Raw genomic sequence first — 15,316 nt, forward strand, 5'->3', positions numbered from 1 at the left:
ACCCTGATATGCGCCTGAGTACCAGCGCTATTGCGCTCGTTGCCTCACTGCTGGTCAATCCCGGGGCGCAAGCCTCTGAACTGCCACAACGCTGGGTCAGTGCCGGTGGGGCGCTATCGGAATGGGTGACGGCCCTGGGCGGTGAGTCGAAGTTGGTAGGCGTCGATACCACCAGTCAGCATCCTGATTCGCTCACGAAGTTGCCCAGTATTGGCTACCAACGGCAGTTGTCGGCTGAAGGTATTTTAAGCCTGCGCCCGCAGGTTCTGGTCGGCACTGAAGAGATGGGCCCGCCGCCGGTGCTGGCGCAGATTCGGGGAGCGGGTGTGCAGGTCGAGATGTTCTCGGCGCAGCCCGATTTACCGACGTTGCAGGGGAACCTTCAGCATTTGGGCAAGTTGCTGGGCAGTGAGGCCAGAGCCAACGAATTGTTTACCGGCTATGAGCAGGCGCTTGAGCAGCAAAAAGCCTGGGTTGCCAAGGCCCAATCCACCCAAAAGGCACCGGGCGTGCTGTTGTTGCTCGGTCACGCGGGTGGCAAACCGCTGATCGCCGGTAAAGACACGGCTGCCGACTGGATGTTGCAGCTGGCAGGCGGCAAAAACCTGGCGACCCATACGGGTTACAAACCCTTTTCGGTGGAGTCGTTGGCGGGGTTGAGCCCCGATGTGTTGGTGTTTGCTGACCGTGCGCTGACCGGTGACGCCGCACGGGCCGCCTTGTTCAAGGAAAACCCGATTTTGGCTTCCACGCCGGCGGCCAAGAATAGTCGGGTGTTTGAGTTGGACCCAACCCTGCTGGTGGGAGGGCTCGGGCCACGCTTGCCGCAAAGCCTGGTGACGCTGTCTGCCGGGTTTTATCCGTCCCAGGCTAAACCTGCCCCATGACGACGTTGGTTAAACCGAAAACGCTCTTTATTGGGCTGGCGCTGTTATGTCTGTTGGCAACCTGGCTTTCATTGGCGTTGGGGCCTGTCAGCCTGCCTTTGCTGGATACGCTGAAGGCTGCGTTGCGCATGCTGGGGGCGCCGATTGAAGCTCACGGCCTGGAGCAGGCAGAGCTGATTTTAGGGCAGATCCGTTTGCCGCGTACCTTATTGGGGCTGGCCGTGGGCGGTGTCCTGGCATTGTCGGGCGTGGCAATGCAGGGGTTGTTTCGCAACCCGCTGGCCGATCCGGGGTTGGTCGGTGTTTCCAGTGGTGCGGCGTTGGGCGCGGCGATTGCGATCGTCGGCGGCTCGTTTTTTGGCGGTCTGCCGGATGCGTTTGGCCCGTATCTACTGTCGTTGTGCGCATTTCTCGGCGGTTTGGGCGTCACCGCACTGGTTTACCGGCTCGGCCGACGCAACGGCCAGACCAACGTTGCGACGATGCTGCTCGCCGGTATCGCCCTCACGGCCCTCGCCAGCTCGGCGGTGGGGTTGTTTACCTATTTGGCGGATGACGCCACGTTGCGCACGCTGACCTTCTGGAACCTGGGCAGCCTCAATGGCGCAAGCTATGCGCGGTTGTGGCCGCTGTTGCTGGTCAGTGCCGGTGTCGCGTTGTGGTTGCCGCGCCGGGCGAAAGCGTTGAATGCATTGTTACTGGGGGAGTCGGAGGCCAATCACCTTGGGATTGACGTGGAGCGGCTCAAGCGTGAACTGGTGTTCTGTACGGCTTTGGGGGTGGGCGCGGCGGTAGCGGCGGCGGGAATGATCGGGTTTGTCGGGCTGGTAGTGCCGCATCTTGTGCGGCTGTTGGCGGGGCCTGATCATCGGGTGCTGTTGCCGGCCTCGGTGCTGGCCGGGGCGAGCTTGTTGCTGTTTGCCGATCTGGTGGCCCGCTTGGCCCTGGCGCCAGCTGAATTGCCGATCGGCATCGTGACGGCGTTTATTGGTGCGCCATTTTTTCTGTATTTGTTGCTGCGAGGGCGCGCCTGATGCTGCGAGTCGAAGCGTTGCAGGTCAGGCGTGGTCGCAAAACCGTGCTGTCGGATGTCACCCTGGACGTGTTACCGGGCGAGGTGCTCGGCGTGCTGGGCCCGAATGGCGCGGGCAAAAGCACGTTGCTCGGTGCGCTGTGCGGCGAGCTTCAGCCGGATCAGGGCCATGTATGGCTGGATCAGCAAGCCTTGCAGGACTGGAGCGGGCCACAGCGTGCCCAGCGTCTGGCAGTGTTGCCGCAGTCATCCAGCCTGGATTTCGCTTTTCGTGTCGAAGAGGTTGTAGGCATGGGCCGCTTGCCCCATCAGACCGGGCGGGTGCGAGATGAAGAAATTATTACCGCGGCGCTGCAGGCGGCGGATATCGAGCACTTGAGCGGTCGCAGTTACCTGGCCCTTTCGGGCGGTGAGCGCCAACGTGTACACCTGGCGCGGGTTTTGGCGCAATTGTGGCCGGGGGAAGCGGGGCAGACGTTACTGCTGGATGAGCCGACATCGATGCTCGATCCCTTGCACCAACACACGACCTTGCAGGCAATTCGTACATTTGCCGACCGGGGCGCGGCAGTGTTGGTGATCCTCCATGACCTCAATCTGGCGGCGCGTTACTGTGATCGCATTCTGTTGCTGGAAGGCGGGCGTCCACATGCGCTGGACACGCCGGCACAGGTGATGCGGCCTGAGCCGCTCAAGGCGGTATTTGGCCTGGACGTATTGGTGCAGCCACACCCCGAGCGCGGGCATCCACTGATTATTGCGCGCTGAAATCAGTTTTTCGTAGGCAAAAAAAGACCCGGCAAGAGCCGGGTCAAATAACCGTGATTAGCCTGATGAGGAGATAATCTGAGAGTCCGAACCAATGGTCTTTCAGTTATCGGCTGATCTCGCGACCAGTTGTGATAATCATAACGATTCTCATTTGAGAGTCAACAGTTGTTTTTCAGCGATCTGCCGTTTTCTCAAGTCAGCTTGCTTATAGCCCGTAAACACTGGGTTTGCTAAGCGCCCTAATTCTTCTGGCGCGCTGAAATCGCATCTAATTGACGGTTCAGCGCTTCCTTGCGCTCTGCCGGGATATCGTTCCAATGAACATCCATCAATGCCCCCTCAATTGCATACAGCAGGACTTTCGACGCCCGGAACCCGCGAGTCCGTACCGCCCGATAGGCATCGACCGCTCCCAGCCGGCGCAAGTCGGACGCGCTGTGGATGCCCACCGCGTGCAGCCACTGCGCTGACGTCTTTCCAAGGTTTTTCAAGTGTTGCAGCTCATCGTTCATCAAGCCTCCTTGCGACGGCCGAATGGTGCGGTGGGTATCGTGACCAGGCAGGCCTGAAAGGGAGTGTAGCGCTCAGTAGGAAAAGCGTGATTCTTTGGTCAGGAACGGCTGAATCGCTATAAGAATGGCGTACGATTTTGAAGACAAGCAGGCAGGCGCTGCCCGGTACGCGCGGTACGTACCTCGGGCCAGGAGTGTGATGTTACTTGGTGCGGTAACGCAGGCGAGTGCCGAAATTAACCGACATCAGGATCTCGTCAGCCGTCAATTCGGCGGGGAAGTAGGTGCCGGAGATCTGCGCATGCGCCAAGCTGGCGCCTTCCAGTGAACAGTCGCGCAAATCCAGACCGCGCAGGTCGGCAGAGCGGAAATACGCGTCGGTAAAGTCCACGCCTGTGGCATTCAAGTCACGCAGGTCCAACCCTCGGAAGTCGCCACCGCGCATGTCGATAATCCCGTCTTTGGGGCGTCCCTGGTTGAACCCGCGAATGTCGTCCTTGTGCAGGAGTGCGTAGAGCGGGGTATCAAGAAGCTTGGGCTGACTCATTGCGGCGACTCCTGTTGGAATTATGGCGCCATTATAGTGCCACTATTTCTCGGTCGCGCACCGAAGAACGGTGACACGACCAAGAAATATTTCTTACAGGCCGGGCAGGTGCTGACGAATGTGCGCGACTAATGCGTCCAGCGTCCCGCTTTCATTCGTCTCGACACGCTTGCTGAGGAGCTGCTCCTCGGCGGTCAGCGGGTCGCGACTGGCTTGCTGCTCTTCGATAATGCTCAGGGTCGCGTCGGAAGGATCGTTTTTATCGGCCTGACGTTGTGCCAGCCAGCTGGCGATAACGGCTTGCGGCGCATTGCAATCCAGGATCAGGAATGGCGCGCCGGTGGCTTCAGCAATTTTCGCGGCGGCGTCACGTTGTTCGCGCTTCAGGAACGTGGCATCCAGTACCACCGGGTACCCGGCGCGCAGCAGGGTATCGGCGATTTCGTTCAGGCGAGCGTAGGTCGCTGCGCTGGCATCGGCAGCATAGATACCGGCTTGCGGCGTGTTCTCGACTTTCTGCTCGCCGAACAGGCGCTTGCGCTCCACATCCGAGCGCAGGCGTACAGCGCCCAATGCTTCCACCAGGCGCATGGCAACGTGGCTTTTGCCGACGGCCGAGACGCCGTGGGTAATGGCGAGGAAACGCGAAGGAATGGTGCTGTAGCTTTCCGCCAGGTTGGCGTAGTTGCGGTACTGGCGCAGGGTGGTGGCGCGTTGCACCGGGCTTGCCTCGCTCGGCATGCTGAACAGTGCAACCTTGGCGCGGACCAGCGCACGGTAGGCTTTATAGAAGTTCAGCAGTTCAAGGCCTTGGTAGTCGCCGGTCAACTCCAGGTATTGGCTGATAAACCGGCGTGCCAGGGATTTGAGGCCGCGGTCTTCCAGGTCCATGGCCAGGAAGCCGGTGTCGGCGTAGACGTCGGTGAAGCGAAAGGGCTCATTGAACTCGATGCAGTCAAAAATCACGACCTGGCCATCGATCAGCGTGGCGTTGCCCAGGTGGATATCACCGTGGCATTCGCGAGTGAAACCGCCAAGTTTGCGTTGGGCCAGCAGCGGCTTGAGGCGCTCGAAACTGCTTTCAGCCCAGGCTTGCAGGGCTTCCAGTTGCGCCAGGTCGGCCTTGTCGCTGAGGAAGGGGCGGATTTGCTCGAAGTTCTGGCGTACCGGCGCCATCACTTCGTCCGGGGTGCCGGCGGGGTGGTCTTGCGGCACTTTCGGTGCGGTCAGGTGGAAATGCGCAATCTGCTTGGCCATCTCATCAATGTGTGCGCTGGTCAGTTCGCCGTTGGCTTGCAAGGTGCTCAGCAGTTGGCTTTGCGGGAACTGGCGCATTTTCAGCGCGTACTCGATTACCGGGCCTTCGCCGCCCAATTGCGGGGCTTCGGCTGTGCCGGTGATCGGCAAGACTTCGAGATACAAATCTTTGGTCAGGCGCTGGTTGAGTCGCAGCTCTTCATTGCAAAAATGCCCGCGATCGGCCAGCTCAGTGAAATTCAGAAAGCCGAAGTTCATCGGTTTCTTCAGTTTATAAGCGAAGGGGCCCGTCAGTATGACCCAGGAAATATGGGTCTCGATGACTTGAAACGCTTCAACTGGATGCGGATACAAAGCCGGGTTTTGCAGTGCAGCAATCAGGGACTGGCTCACAGGCGATCCTTCAAAGTCTGGGGGAAATCATGGTCGGCATTATGGCGGTTACAGCCGGTCGTGCAAACCGCTGTCCGGCTCATGTTGATCATCGATAAAGTGCGTATAATCCGCCGCCATGACTCGAACCCGATCTCCCCGTTCCCGTAAAAAACCTCCTTCCCGCGGCCTGCGTCCGTGGCTGGGCTGGGCGCTCAAGCTAAGCCTGGTAGGCCTTGTCGTGCTCGCCGGCTTCGCGGTTTACCTCGATGCCGTGGTCCAGGAGAAGTTCTCCGGCAAGCGCTGGACCATCCCGGCCAAGGTGTATGCACGCCCGCTGGAATTGTTCACTGGCCAGAAGCTGAGCAAGGAAGACTTCCTGACTGAGCTCGATGCCCTGGGGTATCGCCGCGAGCCCGTGAGCAACGGCCCGGGTGCCGCCGCTGTCAGTGGTAACACTGTCGATTTGAATACCCGCGGCTTCCAGTTCTATGAAGGCCTGGAAAAAGCCCAGCCGGTGCGCGTGCGCTTCTCTGGCGATTACGTCGCAGAGCTGTCGTCGCTTAATGGTTCAAAGTTGCCTGTAGTGCGGCTTGAACCCTTGATGATCGGCGGGATTTACCCGAAGAACCTAGAAGATCGCATCCTGATCAAGCTTGATCAGGTACCGCCCTACCTGTTGGAAACCTTGGTTGCGGTAGAAGATCGCGACTTTTACAGCCATTGGGGTGTGTCACCGAAGTCGATTGCTCGCGCGATCTGGGTGAACACCTCCGGTGGGAAGATGACACAGGGTGGCAGCACGCTGACGCAACAGTTGGTCAAGAACTTCTACTTGACCAACGAGCGCAGCCTGACGCGTAAGCTCACCGAAGCCATGATGGCAATGCTGCTGGAACTGCATTACAGCAAGCAGGAAATCCTTGAGGCGTACCTCAACGAGGTCTTCGTCGGTCAGGATGGCCAGCGCGCCGTGCACGGGTTTGGCTTGGCCAGTCAGTTCTTCTTTGGCCAGCCTTTGTCCGAGCTGAAGTTGCATCAAGTCGCGTTGTTGGTCGGGATGGTCAAGGGCCCGTCCTATTACAACCCACGGCGCAATCCGGAACGTGCGCTCGAGCGTCGTAACCTGGTGCTGGATGTGCTGGAACAGCAGGGTGTAGCCACTGCCGAACAAGTCGCTGCCGCAAAGAAAATGCCGCTGGGTGTAACCACTCGCGGCAAGCTGGCGGACAGCTCCTTCCCAGGCTTTATCGACCTGGTCAAACGCCAGTTGCGTGAAGATTACCGCGACGAAGACTTGACCGAAGAAGGCCTGCGGATTTTCACCAGTTTCGACCCGATTCTGCAGATGAAAGCCGAAGCATCGGTGAACGACACATTCAAGCGCCTGACCGGCCGTAAAGGCTCGGATGAAGTCGAGGCGGCGATGGTCGTGACCAACCCGGAAACCGGCGAAGTCCAGGCCATGATCGGCAGTCGACAAGCCAGTTTTGCCGGTTTCAACCGCGCACTGGATGCCGTGCGGCCGATTGGCTCGCTGGTTAAGCCGGCGGTCTACCTGACGGCTTTGGAAAAACCAAGCAAATACACCCTGACCAGTTGGTTGTCGGATGACCCGCTTTCGGTCAAAGGTGCTGATGGCCAAGTGTGGACGCCGCAGAACTTCGATCGACGCTCCCACGGCACCGTGTTCCTGTACCAGGGCCTGGCGCATTCCTACAACATCTCCACCTCGCGCCTCGGGCTTGAGGTGGGTGTGCCGAATGTGCTGAAAACCTTGGGCCGCCTCGGCATTACCCGTGAGTTCCCGGCGTTCCCATCGATGCTTCTGGGGGCTGGCGCCATGACCCCAATGGAAGTGGCCACGATGTACCAGACTCTCGCCAACGGTGGTTTCAATACGCCGATGCGCGGCATTCGCAGCGTGCTGACCGCCGAGGGCGAGCCGCTCAAGCGCTATCCGTTCCAGATTCAGCAGCGTTTTGATGCGGGCTCCATCTACCTGATCCAGAACGCCATGCAGCGCGTAATGCGCGAAGGCACCGGGCGCTCGGTCTATAGCGTGCTGCCGTCGAACCTGACGCTGGCGGGCAAGACCGGTACCAGTAACGATTCGCGTGACAGCTGGTTCGCCGGCTTCGGCCAGGATGTGTTGGCGGTGGTGTGGCTTGGGCGTGACGACAATGGCAAGACGCCGTTCACCGGTGCGACCGGTGCCCTGCAGGTCTGGACCAGTTTCATGCGCAAGGCCGACCCGCTGCCGCTGAACATGCCGCAGCCGGATAACATCGTGCAGGCTTGGATTGATCCGCATACCGGCCAAGGTTCCGATGCCAACTGTCCGGGCGCAGTACAGATGCCGTATATTCGCGGCAGCGAGCCACCACCCGGCGCCGCGTGCGGTGGCAGTGCCCCTGCTGACGCGGAATCGGTGATGGATTGGGTCAAGGGCTGGATGAATTAAGCAAAGAGGGTTTCAAGTGAACAAGTGGTTGATTCCAGCTATTACAGCTCTGGCGGTACTCAGCGGTTGCTCCAGCGTGCAACGCGGTTCGATTCCGGTGGTGGATTCGAGCACGACCGTTTCCAACAACGACCGCATATCGGCCAATGGCGGTTTCCGTCAGACCGTGGTCAAGCGGCCTGCCCAAGCCACACCGCAAGCCATGCCGCAGGATTCGGGTGTGGTGGTAATGGTGCCGGGCGCGGGTGCCGCTACGTCGGCGCCGATCAGTGCCGAGCCGTGGACCCCAGGGCCAAGCACATCGGGGCCTGTCGACTCCACGCCGATCCAGACGGCGCCGATCAACCAGGGCACCTACAACATGCCGTCCACGCCGAGCGGCATTCCGTCGCGTTCGAGCGCTGGCGGTCTGTCGGCTGACGAGCAACTGGATGGTCCGGTGTTGGCTTTGCTGACGACCGCCCAGCAGCAGCAAGCCAGCGGCGACTTGAATGGTGCGTCGTCGAGCCTTGAGCGTGCTCAACGTGTGGCACCTCGCGAGCCGCAAGTGTTGTATCGCCTCGCCCAAGTGCGCATGGCTCAGGGTGACGCGCCGCAGGCCGAGCAGTTCGCCCGTCGCGGCCTGACCATGGCCAATGGTCGTCCAGACCTGCAAGCCAACCTGTGGGCCTTGATTGGTGATGCGCGTGCCGCACAAGGCGACGCGGCCGGGGCCGCTCAAGCTCGACAGAAAGCCAAGGTCAGCCTCTGATGGATGCACGGTTTCCAGCGATTGCTGAACAGTTATTGCTGATTGAGCGCGAGTTGCGTGTGCAGGGTTGGTGGGACGAAGTGTCCCCCAGCGCCGAGGCGCTGAGCAGCGTCGAGCCTTTCTCGGTCGATACCCTGGACTTTCACCAGTGGCTGCAATGGATCTTCCTGGTGCGCATGAAGCAGATTCTGGAGCAGGACCTGCCATTGCCCAATGCTTCAGGGATCCTTGAGATGGCCGAGATGGTCTATGCCGATCGGCCGGTTGAGAGCCTAGGTTTGCGAAATGCGCTGAAAAAGTTCGACCAATTGATCGTCGACGCTCGTTAATTGCCTGACTGCCGGTATTTCCGGCAGTCTTGCGCACATTTCTACCGCTTGACGACATTCAGGCGAGTTTTATCCCTCCTCAAACCCCTTTCTTCTACGTTCTCATGCGCTTAGTTGGAAAAAAGCGCAATTATTGCTTGACTTGAAGGGGCTGAAACAGAAGAATCCAAAGTCCGCTGTATCGGGACTGCCAGAAGCAGGCCCGCTCAGCAGATCATGAGGCGCATACCCGCGCCGACCTGTAACACCCGCAACGCGTTACCTCGCGCTGGGTGGGAAAAGCCCGCAACACTTGGGACGATCCCAATACTTGCTCAGTCAGTGCTGACGTAGTCGGCGACCACCGTCGCTCATGCTCTGTTGAGAAGTAAACCTATTAAGACCCGTCGGTTTTTAACGGACGGTATTCTGGCGTTTTAGAGGTGAACAACGTGGAGCTTTTATCTGGCGGTGAGATGCTCGTCCGCTTTTTGCGTGACGAAGGCGTCGATTATATCTACGGGTACCCAGGTGGTGCTCTGCTGCATGTCTACGACGCACTGTTCAAGGAACCGGCTGTTACCCACATCCTGGTTCGTCACGAACAGGCCGCGACCCATATGGCTGACGGTTACGCCCGTGCCACCGGTAAAGCCGGCGTGGTACTGGTTACGTCCGGCCCAGGCGCAACGAATGCCATTACCGGCATCGCGACTGCTTATATGGACTCCATTCCGATGGTGATCATTTCCGGCCAGGTCGCAAGCACCATGGTCGGTACCGATGCCTTCCAGGAAACCGACATGATCGGTATTTCCCGGCCGATCGTGAAACACAGCTTCATGATCAAGCATGCTTCGGAAATCCCGGAAGTCATGAAAAAGGCTTTCTACCTCGCACAGTCCGGTCGTCCCGGCCCTGTCGTGGTAGATATCCCGAAAGACATGACCAACCCGGCCGAAAAATTTGAATACGTCTTCCCCAAGAAAGCCAAGCTGCGTTCCTACAGCCCGGCTGTTCGTGGGCACTCGGGGCAAATCCGCAAGGCAGCAGAGATGCTCCTGGCAGCCAAACGCCCTGTGTTGTACTCGGGCGGTGGTGTCATTCTGGGCGGCGGTTCCGCACCGCTGACCGAACTGGCCAAACTGCTTAACCTGCCGGTAACCAACACCCTGATGGGCCTCGGCGCCTTCCCGGGCACCGATCGTCAGTTTGTCGGCATGCTCGGTATGCACGGTAGCTATACCGCCAACCTGGCCATGCACCACGCCGACGTGATCCTGGCCGTGGGCGCGCGTTTTGATGACCGTGTGATCAATGGCGCGAGCAAGTTCTGCCCGAATGCCAAGATCATCCACATCGACATCGACCCGGCGTCCATCTCCAAGACCATCAAGGCCGACGTACCGATCGTTGGTCCAGTGGAAAGTGTGTTGACCGAAATGGTTGCCGCGCTCAAGGACATCGGCGAAACGCCGAACAAGGAATCCGTTGCCAGCTGGTGGAAGCAGATTGACGAGTGGCGCGGTGATCGCGGCCTGTTCCCTTACGACAAGGGCGACGGCAGCATCATCAAGCCGCAAACCGTGATCGAAACCCTGTGCGAAGTGACCAAGGGCGACGCCTTTGTGACCTCCGACGTGGGCCAGCACCAAATGTTCGCCGCCCAGTACTACAAGTTCGACAAGCCTAACCGCTGGATCAACTCCGGTGGTCTGGGCACGATGGGCTTTGGTTTCCCTGCGGCCATGGGCGTAAAGCTGAGCTTCCCAGACACCGACGTCGCGTGCGTCACCGGTGAGGGCAGCATCCAGATGAATATCCAGGAACTGTCGACGTGCTTGCAGTACGGCCTTCCGGTGAAGATCGTCTGCCTGAACAACGGCGTGCTGGGCATGGTTCGTCAGTGGCAGGACATGAGCTACGGTAGCCGTCACTCCCATTCCTACATGGAATCGTTGCCAGATTTCGTCAAATTGGTTGAAGCCTATGGCCACGTCGGCATGCGCATCACTGATTTGAAGGATCTCAAGCCGATGATGGAAGAGGCGTTCGCCATGAAGGACCGTCTGGTGTTCCTTGATATTCAGGTTGACACCAGCGAGCACGTCTACCCGATGCAAATCAAAGACGGCTCTATGCGCGATATGTGGCTGAACAAGACGGAGCGTACTTAATCATGCGGCATATTATCTCCCTGCTTCTGGAGAACGAACCCGGCGCTCTGTCTCGTGTTGTCGGCCTGTTTTCGCAACGCAACTACAACATCGAAAGCCTGACCGTGGCACCGACCGAAGACCCGACCCTGTCGCGCCTGACGTTGACCACCGTGGGCCACGATGAGGTGATCGAGCAGATCACCAAGAACCTCAACAAACTGATCGAAGTGGTCAAGCTGGTCGATCTGTCGGAAAGTGCCCACATCGAGCGTGAGCTGATGTTGGTAAAGGTTAAGGCGACGGGTGCTCAACGTGCCGAGATCAAACGGACTACCGATATTTATCGCGGGCAGATCGTCGATGTGAGCGCCAGCGTTTATACCGTGCAACTGACCGGTACAAGCGACAAGCTGGACAGCTTCATCCAGTCGATCGGGACGGCCTCGATTCTGGAAACGGTACGCAGTGGTGTCACCGGGATTGCCCGTGGCGACAAAGTACTCAGCATCTAACCCAAATTAGCGAATGGCCTTACGGCCTGGATATATAGAGGAACCTCATGAAAGTTTATTACGATAAAGATTGTGACCTGTCGATCATCCAGGGCAAGAAAGTCGCCATCATCGGCTACGGTTCCCAGGGTCACGCACAAGCTTGCAACCTGAAAGATTCCGGCGTTGACGTCACTGTTGGTCTGCGTAAAGGCTCGGCCACTGTTGCCAAGGCCGAAGCCCATGGTCTGAAAGTAACTGACGTTGCTTCCGCTGTTGCTGCTGCCGACCTGGTCATGATCCTGACCCCGGACGAGTTCCAGTCCGCGCTGTACAAGAACGAAATCGAGCCGAACATCAAGAAGGGCGCCACCCTGGCCTTCTCCCACGGCTTCGCGATTCACTACAACCAGGTTGTGCCACGCGCTGACCTCGACGTGATCATGATTGCGCCGAAAGCGCCGGGCCACACCGTGCGTTCCGAGTTCGTCAAAGGCGGCGGTATCCCTGACCTGATCGCGATCTACCAGGACGCTTCGGGCAACGCCAAAAACGTTGCGCTGTCCTACGCAGCGGGTGTTGGTGGCGGTCGTACCGGTATCATCGAAACCACCTTCAAGGACGAGACCGAAACCGACCTGTTCGGCGAGCAAGCTGTTCTGTGCGGTGGTACCGTTGAACTGGTTAAAGCCGGTTTCGAAACCCTGGTTGAAGCTGGCTATGCGCCGGAAATGGCCTACTTCGAATGCCTGCACGAACTGAAGCTGATCGTTGACCTCATGTACGAAGGCGGTATCGCCAACATGAACTACTCGATCTCCAACAACGCCGAATACGGCGAGTACGTGACTGGCCCGGAAGTTATCAACGCCGAGTCGCGTCAGGCTATGCGCAACGCCCTGAAACGTATTCAGGACGGCGAATACGCCAAAATGTTCATCAGCGAAGGCGCAACCGGCTACCCTTCGATGACTGCCAAGCGTCGTAACAACGCCGCTCACGGTATCGAAGTCATCGGCGAGCAACTGCGCTCCATGATGCCGTGGATCGGTGCCAACAAGATCGTCGACAAAGCCAAAAACTAAGTCGTACGTATCAAGAGAAAACGCGGCTTAGGCCGCGTTTTTTCGTTTGGGAGGCTGGTTCTGGTATAAAGCTGCATCGTTTGCGGGCGAACACTCGCCGCAAGTATTTGTCGAATTTTTTTCACACCCGTTGCAAGGTAAAGTCCATGAGCGAACGTCCCGACGAGCCAAGCCAGGCTTCTGACGCCGATAGCCTGCTACCGATCGATGAACATGTCGAAGAAGGGCATGACGCGGAAGGCCGCAAGGTCCGGCATCGTGGCATCTATCTCCTGCCCAATCTGTTCACCACGGCGAACCTGTTTGCCGGTTTCTATTCCATCATCAACTCCATGAGCGCTCAAAGCGCGTTGGCGGCGGGTGATGCGGCGAGCGCCAGCAAGTATTTCGGTTTTGCTGCCATCGCAATCTTTGTGGCCATGGTGCTCGACGGCCTTGATGGCCGTGTTGCGCGTATGACCAATACCCAAAGCGCCTTCGGTGCCGAGTACGACTCGTTGTCGGACATGGTTGCCTTTGGTGTGGCGCCTGCACTGCTGGCGTTCGCCTGGGCACTGGGCGATATGGGCAAGGTGGGCTGGATGGTTGCCTTCATCTACGTCGCGGGCGCTGCTTTGCGTCTGGCGCGCTTCAATACCCAGGTGGGTACGGCCGACAAGCGTTACTTCATTGGTCTCGCAAGCCCCGCTGCTGCGGGAGTGGTGGCGGGTATCGTCTGGGCGTTCAGTGACTACGGGATCCAGGGGTCGAAGATGTCTTTTCTGGTGGCCTTGATGGTTGCGGCGGCCGGCATGCTGATGGTCAGTAACATCAAGTACAACAGCTTTAAGGAGTTGGACCTCAAAGGGCGCGTGCCTTTCGTGGCTATCCTGGTGGTTGTGCTGGTGTTTGCCGTCGTGTTCAGTGATCCCCCGCGTATCCTGCTGCTGGCGTTCCTGGTCTACGCTGCTTCCGGGCCGATCCAATATTTGCTGCATCTGCGTCGCGACAAAACATTGTCTTAATGTAATGTTCCCCATACTCCGCAGTCTATTGGTGCATCAGTCCTCCAATGCTGCGGAGTTGCCATGTTAATCAAGATCCCCAAAGCGTCCGATTGCCTTGAATCGGATGTGACCCCCGAATCCTTCTACCTTTCTCGCCGCAGTCTGCTCGGCGGTGCGCTTGCCGGTGTCGCGGCCAGTAGTTTGCCGCGCTGGGCCAGTGCGGACGATGCTGCGCGTTATGCCGATGTCGAACCGGGCAACGCCCCCAGCTGGTTTGCCGAGAAGCTGCCGAGTACCAAGTGGCAGGCTGTCACGGTAAAGGACGAGGCTATCACCCCGTTCAAGGATGCAACCCACTACAACAACTTCTATGAGTTCGGTACGGACAAAGGGGATCCGGCGAAGAACGCAGGCTCGCTCAAGACCGAGCCATGGAGCGTAGTCATTGATGGGGAAGTCGCCAAACCTGGGCGTTATGCCCTGGAAGACTTCATGAAGCCTTATCAGTTGGAAGAACGCATTTACCGGCTGCGCTGTGTCGAGGCTTGGTCAATGGTGATTCCGTGGATGGGCTTTCCCATTTCAGCCTTGCTCAAACAGGTTGAGCCGACCTCCAAGGCCAAGTACATCCGCTTTGAAACGCTCCAGGACCCGAAAAGCATGCCGGGTCAGCGTTCAAGCTTCGGCTTGATCGACTGGCCTTATGTAGAAGGGCTGCGTCTGGATGAAGCCATGAACCCGTTGGCGATTCTTGCCGTAGGCATGTATGGGCGTGAGTTGCCTAACCAGAACGGCGCGCCGTTGCGTTTGGTGGTGCCGTGGAAGTATGGCTTCAAGAGTGTGAAGTCCATTGTGCGCATCAGCCTGGTGAGCGAGCAGCCTAAAACCACGTGGCAGAGTATTGCGGCCAATGAGTATGGGTTCTACGCAAACGTGAATCCTACAGTCGACCATCCTCGCTGGACTCAGGCGCGGGAGCGTCGTCTGCCGAGCGGCTTATTCAGTCCAAATGTGCGCGAGACGCAGATGTTCAATGGCTACTCGGATGAGGTCGCTTCTCTTTATACAGGTCTCGATTTGCGGAAGAACTACTGATGCGTTATCCAATCTGGCGCATTGGCGTCTTTATAGCGGCGGCGATATGGCCATTTTTCTGGTTATATGAAGCGTGGAGCTCTGTGCTCGGGCCTGATCCTGGGAAAGTGCTGATGGATCGGTTGGGGCTTGGAACGCTGGTTCTGTTGCTGATCACACTGTGCATGACGCCACTGCAGAAGCTCAGTGGGTGGGCGGGGTGGATTGCTGTCCGCCGACAGCTGGGGCTCTGGTGTTTTGCGTATGTGGCTCTGCACCTGGCGGCTTACTGCGTGTTCATCCTTGGGCTTGATTGGTCGCAATTTGGTGTAGAGCTGCGCAAGCGGCCTTACATTATTGTGGGCGCGCTGGGTTTCCTCTGTTTACTGGTGCTGGCGGTGACGTCCAATCGCTATAGTCAGCGTCGGCTCGGCAGCCGTTGGAAGAAGCTGCATCGCCTGGTGTATGTGATTCTTGGGCTTGGTTTACTGCATATGCTTTGGATCGTGCGGGCCGACCTGAAGGAGTGGGCCATCTATGCATCTATCGGTGCGCTGCTGTTGGTCTTGCGGATTCCACCAGTGACGCGTCGAATTCCCCGCCTTATTGCGAAAAAACC

The 15,316-nt window shown here is 58.5% G+C and carries 15 protein-coding genes (1 of these 15 only partly in view); 12 read left to right on the forward strand and 3 right to left on the reverse strand.

Going from position 1 to position 15,316, the window contains the following annotated elements; translation table 11 throughout:
* Positions 1-8 precede the first annotated feature (8 nt).
* From JFT85_RS20445 to JFT85_RS20455, 3 genes are read left to right on the forward strand one after another with little or no spacing between them, the layout of a single operon-like run.
* Positions 9-887: a heme/hemin ABC transporter substrate-binding protein gene (locus JFT85_RS20445; protein WP_201230349.1), complete on the forward strand. Its 879-nt coding sequence runs from the start codon at positions 9-11 to the stop codon at positions 885-887.
* A 50-nt stretch (positions 888-937) separates the two neighbouring features.
* Positions 938-1,921 (forward strand): FecCD family ABC transporter permease, encoded by a 984-nt coding sequence (locus JFT85_RS20450; protein WP_167422786.1) that lies wholly within the window; start codon positions 938-940, stop codon positions 1,919-1,921.
* The gene (locus tag JFT85_RS20455) at positions 1,921-2,688 is read left to right on the forward strand and encodes a heme ABC transporter ATP-binding protein (protein WP_053258052.1); all 768 of its coding nucleotides are present in this window, start codon (positions 1,921-1,923) and stop codon (positions 2,686-2,688) included. Before JFT85_RS20450 ends, JFT85_RS20455 begins: the two co-directional genes overlap by 1 nt.
* Before the next feature lie 242 nt (positions 2,689-2,930).
* On the opposite strand, the gene JFT85_RS20460 is transcribed toward JFT85_RS20455, so the two are convergent.
* The 3 genes from JFT85_RS20460 to JFT85_RS20470 all read right to left on the reverse strand — a co-directional run bounded on the left by JFT85_RS20460 (position 2,931) and on the right by JFT85_RS20470 (position 5,400).
* Positions 2,931-3,203 carry a TfoX/Sxy family protein gene (locus JFT85_RS20460; protein WP_010562703.1) on the reverse strand — a complete coding sequence of 91 codons (273 nt, stop codon included), beginning with the start codon at positions 3,201-3,203 and terminating at the stop codon, positions 2,931-2,933.
* 202 nt (positions 3,204-3,405) lie between these two features.
* On the reverse strand, positions 3,406-3,750 hold the full coding sequence (locus JFT85_RS20465; protein WP_053258051.1) for a pentapeptide repeat-containing protein: 345 nt from the start codon (positions 3,748-3,750) through the stop codon (positions 3,406-3,408).
* Between the two features lie 93 nt (positions 3,751-3,843).
* On the reverse strand, positions 3,844-5,400 hold the full coding sequence (locus JFT85_RS20470; RefSeq protein ID WP_073638279.1) for a bifunctional aminoglycoside phosphotransferase/ATP-binding protein: 1,557 nt from the start codon (positions 5,398-5,400) through the stop codon (positions 3,844-3,846).
* Positions 5,401-5,518: 118 nt separating this feature from the next.
* Here JFT85_RS20470 and mrcB point away from each other — a divergent pair, with 118 nt between their 5' ends.
* The 9 genes from mrcB to msrQ form a co-directional block, all read left to right on the forward strand.
* Positions 5,519-7,843, forward strand: a complete 2,325-nt coding sequence (gene mrcB / locus JFT85_RS20475; protein WP_053258049.1) for a penicillin-binding protein 1B — start codon at positions 5,519-5,521, stop codon at positions 7,841-7,843.
* 16 nt (positions 7,844-7,859) lie between these two features.
* Complete coding sequence (locus JFT85_RS20480; RefSeq protein ID WP_053258048.1) at positions 7,860-8,594, forward strand: tetratricopeptide repeat protein; 735 nt, start codon at positions 7,860-7,862, stop codon at positions 8,592-8,594.
* Positions 8,594-8,923, forward strand: coding sequence for a YqcC family protein (locus tag JFT85_RS20485; protein WP_053258047.1), 330 nt, complete (start codon positions 8,594-8,596; stop codon positions 8,921-8,923). Before JFT85_RS20480 ends, JFT85_RS20485 begins: the two co-directional genes overlap by 1 nt.
* A gap of 431 nt (positions 8,924-9,354) precedes the next feature.
* Positions 9,355-11,079: an acetolactate synthase 3 large subunit gene (locus JFT85_RS20490; RefSeq protein WP_053258279.1), complete on the forward strand. Its 1,725-nt coding sequence runs from the start codon at positions 9,355-9,357 to the stop codon at positions 11,077-11,079.
* A 2-nt stretch (positions 11,080-11,081) separates the two neighbouring features.
* Positions 11,082-11,573, forward strand: coding sequence for an acetolactate synthase small subunit (gene ilvN, locus JFT85_RS20495; RefSeq protein WP_003176102.1), 492 nt, complete (start codon positions 11,082-11,084; stop codon positions 11,571-11,573).
* A 47-nt stretch (positions 11,574-11,620) separates the two neighbouring features.
* Positions 11,621-12,637: a ketol-acid reductoisomerase gene (gene ilvC, locus JFT85_RS20500; protein ID WP_003176099.1), complete on the forward strand. Its 1,017-nt coding sequence runs from the start codon at positions 11,621-11,623 to the stop codon at positions 12,635-12,637.
* Positions 12,638-12,783: 146 nt separating this feature from the next.
* Positions 12,784-13,641: a CDP-diacylglycerol--serine O-phosphatidyltransferase gene (gene pssA, locus JFT85_RS20505; protein WP_053258046.1), complete on the forward strand. Its 858-nt coding sequence runs from the start codon at positions 12,784-12,786 to the stop codon at positions 13,639-13,641.
* Between the two features lie 63 nt (positions 13,642-13,704).
* Entirely contained in the window at positions 13,705-14,718 is a 1,014-nt protein-coding gene (msrP, locus tag JFT85_RS20510; protein ID WP_053258045.1) for a protein-methionine-sulfoxide reductase catalytic subunit MsrP, read from the forward strand.
* A protein-coding gene (gene msrQ, locus JFT85_RS20515) for a protein-methionine-sulfoxide reductase heme-binding subunit MsrQ (RefSeq protein ID WP_053258044.1) crosses the window boundary here: on the forward strand, positions 14,718-15,316 show its 5' portion. It continues 22 nt past the right edge of the window; 599 of the gene's 621 nt are visible here — the first part of the coding sequence; it begins with the start codon at positions 14,718-14,720; its stop codon lies beyond the right edge, outside the window. Before msrP ends, msrQ begins: the two co-directional genes overlap by 1 nt.

Source organism: Pseudomonas sp. TH04 (assembly GCF_016651355.1).
In the GTDB taxonomy this organism is placed as follows: Bacteria; Pseudomonadota; Gammaproteobacteria; order Pseudomonadales; family Pseudomonadaceae; genus Aquipseudomonas; species Aquipseudomonas fluorescens.

Coding starts and splice junctions, on each gene's coding strand:
- JFT85_RS20455 (WP_053258052.1), top strand. CDS start 1,921: ATGCTGCGAGTCGAAGCGTTGCAGGTCAGGCGTGGTCGCAAAACCGTG.
- pssA (WP_053258046.1), top strand. CDS start 12,784: ATGAGCGAACGTCCCGACGAGCCAAGCCAGGCTTCTGACGCCGATAGC.
- msrP (WP_053258045.1), top strand. CDS start 13,705: ATGTTAATCAAGATCCCCAAAGCGTCCGATTGCCTTGAATCGGATGTG.
- mrcB (WP_053258049.1), top strand. CDS start 5,519: ATGACTCGAACCCGATCTCCCCGTTCCCGTAAAAAACCTCCTTCCCGC.
- ilvC (WP_003176099.1), top strand. CDS start 11,621: ATGAAAGTTTATTACGATAAAGATTGTGACCTGTCGATCATCCAGGGC.
- ilvN (WP_003176102.1), top strand. CDS start 11,082: ATGCGGCATATTATCTCCCTGCTTCTGGAGAACGAACCCGGCGCTCTG.
- JFT85_RS20465 (WP_053258051.1), bottom strand. CDS start 3,750: ATGAGTCAGCCCAAGCTTCTTGATACCCCGCTCTACGCACTCCTGCAC.
- JFT85_RS20485 (WP_053258047.1), top strand. CDS start 8,594: ATGGATGCACGGTTTCCAGCGATTGCTGAACAGTTATTGCTGATTGAG.
- JFT85_RS20460 (WP_010562703.1), bottom strand. CDS start 3,203: ATGAACGATGAGCTGCAACACTTGAAAAACCTTGGAAAGACGTCAGCG.
- JFT85_RS20445 (WP_201230349.1), top strand. CDS start 9: ATGCGCCTGAGTACCAGCGCTATTGCGCTCGTTGCCTCACTGCTGGTC.